This window comes from Streptomyces sp. NPDC054840, from assembly GCF_053611065.1.
Genome location: NZ_JBSGZP010000812.1, coordinates 1 through 2,980, shown reverse-complemented (window position 1 = coordinate 2,980; position 2,980 = coordinate 1). Strand labels below are relative to the sequence as shown.

4 protein-coding genes are annotated in these 2,980 nt (G+C 71.6%); all 4 read left to right on the top strand.

Annotation, left to right across the window (positions count from 1 at the left end):
- The first annotated feature begins 310 nt into the window (after nucleotides 1–310).
- Nucleotides 311–982, top strand: a complete 672-nt coding sequence (locus tag ACWGIU_RS34410; protein WP_453712030.1) for a nucleotidyltransferase family protein — start codon at nucleotides 311–313, stop codon at nucleotides 980–982.
- Entirely contained in the window at nucleotides 979–1,233 is a 255-nt protein-coding gene (locus ACWGIU_RS34405; protein WP_453712029.1) for a hypothetical protein, read from the top strand. The genes ACWGIU_RS34410 and ACWGIU_RS34405 overlap by 4 nt, the downstream gene beginning before the upstream one ends.
- Nucleotides 1,230–2,024 carry a metallophosphoesterase family protein gene (locus ACWGIU_RS34400; protein WP_453712028.1) on the top strand — a complete coding sequence of 265 codons (795 nt, stop codon included), beginning with the start codon at nucleotides 1,230–1,232 and terminating at the stop codon, nucleotides 2,022–2,024. The genes ACWGIU_RS34405 and ACWGIU_RS34400 overlap by 4 nt, the downstream gene beginning before the upstream one ends.
- A 549-nt stretch (nucleotides 2,025–2,573) precedes the next feature.
- The coding region (locus tag ACWGIU_RS34395) for an STAS domain-containing protein (RefSeq protein ID WP_453712027.1) at nucleotides 2,574–2,980 on the top strand (407 nt) is incomplete at its 3' end.

The window sequence follows — 2,980 nt, the reverse complement described above, 5'->3', positions numbered from 1 at the left end:
GCTGAGCGCTTCGCGGAGGTCGGCGGCACGCCCTGCGCGGCGCTGAGCCTGCCGTACTCGCCCGAGCAGGTCACGGCCCGGCGCCCTGATCGCGCGTCGCGCGGTGGATACCGGGTATGGCGACCCTGGCCGTGTGACGGGGTGCCGTGTTGCTCGGTGTCCTCAACGTTTTCGGTTGCGCCGTTCGATCGCTCCTTCCCTGGTGGTCCGGTTGTCACGGGGGACGTCTACCCGGCGCTCCGCGCGGCATTCCACACTTTGCGCCTGACAGGGCGGGTTTGGGCGAAACCAGACGGGTTAGGTGCATTCCGTGAACCGTCATTCCGCGGAAGCGCCGCAGGGAGTTCCGCCCCCCGTCGGGCTGGGGCCGCCGACGCCGGATGACGGCGTGCTGCCGAAGGACCACACGCAGGCGATCCTGGAGACCACCAAACGCGTGGCGGCACTGCTCAAGCAGTCCGGGCAGCCTTTCGCCCTCGCCGGCAGCGTGGCCGCATTCGCCCATGGCCTACCCGCCCGTTTCCAGCACGACACCGACTTCTGTGTCCGCCCGGAGGACGCCGACGCAGTGGTCAAAACACTGGAGGACGGTGGCATCGCGATGCGCCGCGCCCCGGAGGACTGGCTGGTCAAGGGCAGGTCCGGCGGCGAGGAGATCGACCTGATCTTCGAGCTCGCCCGGCGGCCGGTCAGTACCGCACTGCTGGAACGGTCGAGCGTCAAAGCGGTCGACTCGGTGTGGATGCCCGTCCTCGCGCCCACCGACCTGATGGACGGCCGTCTCTCCGCGCTCTGCGAGCACTACTGCGACTTCGGCGACCTGCTGCCCATGGCCCGGATGCTGCGGGAGCAGATCGACTGGGACCGGCTGGACCGCGACCACCGCGACGCCCCGCTTCCCGATGCCTTCCTGTACCTGCTCGAACGCCTCCACGTCATCGCCCCGCGCACCCGCTCGGGGGGATCGGAGGGAACCACGTGACTTCCACCGAGCTCATCGAGTACCGCATCGAGCACCTGCGCGACCGGCTGGCTCGCGAGGAGCTCGCCGAACTGGGCGTAAGGATCGAGCTGCGCGGCTCCCGGGTCGCCATCTGGGGAAGCGTCGCCGATCCGGACTGCCGGTCCGCGCTGCTGCGCATCGCCGGGGAGGAGCTCTCGGACGTGCCCTGGCAGGTGGACCTCACCGTGAGCCGTGGCGGCCCACCCGACCATTCCGAGGAGCTCTCGTGATCCGCGTCGCCGCCGTCGGGGACATCCACCTCGGACCGGGCAGCGCCGGGCTGCTCCGGCCTGCGTTCGACACCCTCGGCTCCTGCGCCGACCTGCTGCTCCTGGCCGGTGACCTGACACGGCACGGCACTCCCGAAGAGGCCCGGGTCGTGGCCGGCGAGGTGAGCGGGCTGCCGGTACCCGTGGTCGCCGTGCTCGGCAACCACGACTACCAGAGCGACCAGGAGAAAGCCGTCACCCGGGAACTGACGGCGGGAGGCGTGCACGTCCTGGAAGGCGAATGCATCCTGCTCGACATCGGCGGTACGCGGGTCGGCGTCGCCGGGACCAAGGGCTTCGGCGGAGGCTTCGCCGGACGCAGCGCCAGCGAGTTCGGCGAACCGGAGATGAAGGCCTTCATCCGCTACAGCCGGTCCTGCGCCACGGGTCTCGGCCGGGCCCTGCGCGAGCTCCGCGACCAGGGCGCGGCACTGCGCATCGCCCTCACCCATTACGCGCCCGTACCGGACACCCTGGCGGGCGAGCCTCCGGAGATCCACCCCTTCCTCGGCAGCTACCTCCTCGCGGAGGCGATCGACGGGGAAGGCGCGGACCTCGCCGTCCACGGGCACGCCCATATGGGCACGGAGCACGGCATGACGGCGGGCGGGGTCCGGGTGCGCAACGTCGCGATGCCCGTCATCGACCAGGCCTTCGCCGTCTACCACCTGTCCCCCGGTCTTCCTCCCGCCGAAGTCGGGACGGCCGGGCCAGTGCCACCGCCTCTCCACCACCCGGGAGGCACGCCGTGACCGCCCGGCCTCGCCGACCGCACGGGCACGGCCGCTGCTCTGTATCCACCTCTACGTCCACCTGAGCGGAGCCGGCGCGGGCGTCGACCGCTAACTCCCGCGCCGCGCGGTCGGCGGTTGGCCTCGCCCGCCGGAGATGTCGAGCGTCGAGCGTCGAGCAGGACCGGAAGCAGTTGCGCCCGCTCATGCCAGGACTCGGTATCCCCGTGATGATGTGCAGCAGGACCGCCCTGGGCTGGCCGGCGGAGAGGGCTCAAACGCTGCCGATGGCCGTCCGTCAGGCTCTCCGCCGGGGAGCGGGCCGACGGCGTCCTGGCCCGGCCACCCGGTCACCCGGCATCACCCGCCAGCACACCCGGTGACGTAAAGAGAGCGGTATGTCGCGTCCATGTCGGTCGCCTGCCGCGCCGCTCACCGGAGCTCCTGGCGTGGGCAGGAACACGGCCGGCGTGCGAGGCAGCCCGCACGGCCGCCGATGGTTGCGGGCGAGCCGGGGACGGGACGAGTATGGAGAGGTCCACCCGGCTGTTCGGGCGAGGCGAGGCCATCATGCGAAGCGATTGCGACATCCACATCAGACGCTACGGCGCGACCCTCGTGGTCACCCCCGTCGGAGACCTGGACGCGGACTCCGTCCGGGCTCTGGACGCGGTGCGGGCGACTCTCGACCAAGACGTTGCGGCGGTGGCGTGCGACATGCGCCGCTTGTCGTTCCTCGACGTCGTCGGCCTCCACCATCTGCTCGACCTCGCCCGCGACACCCGCTCCCGGGGCGTCGCCTTCTTCGCCTACCACTGGCAGGCCCAGCCCCAGCAACTCCTCGGTTTCACCGACGAGCTCCTCCAGGGCGACGGCCAGGACCGCCGTACCGCGCCCGCCCGGCTCCTGCGCCGCACGCTGCGAGAGGCAGCGGAATCCGCACGCGCCACGGGCGCGGCCCGCGCCGACACGGTCGG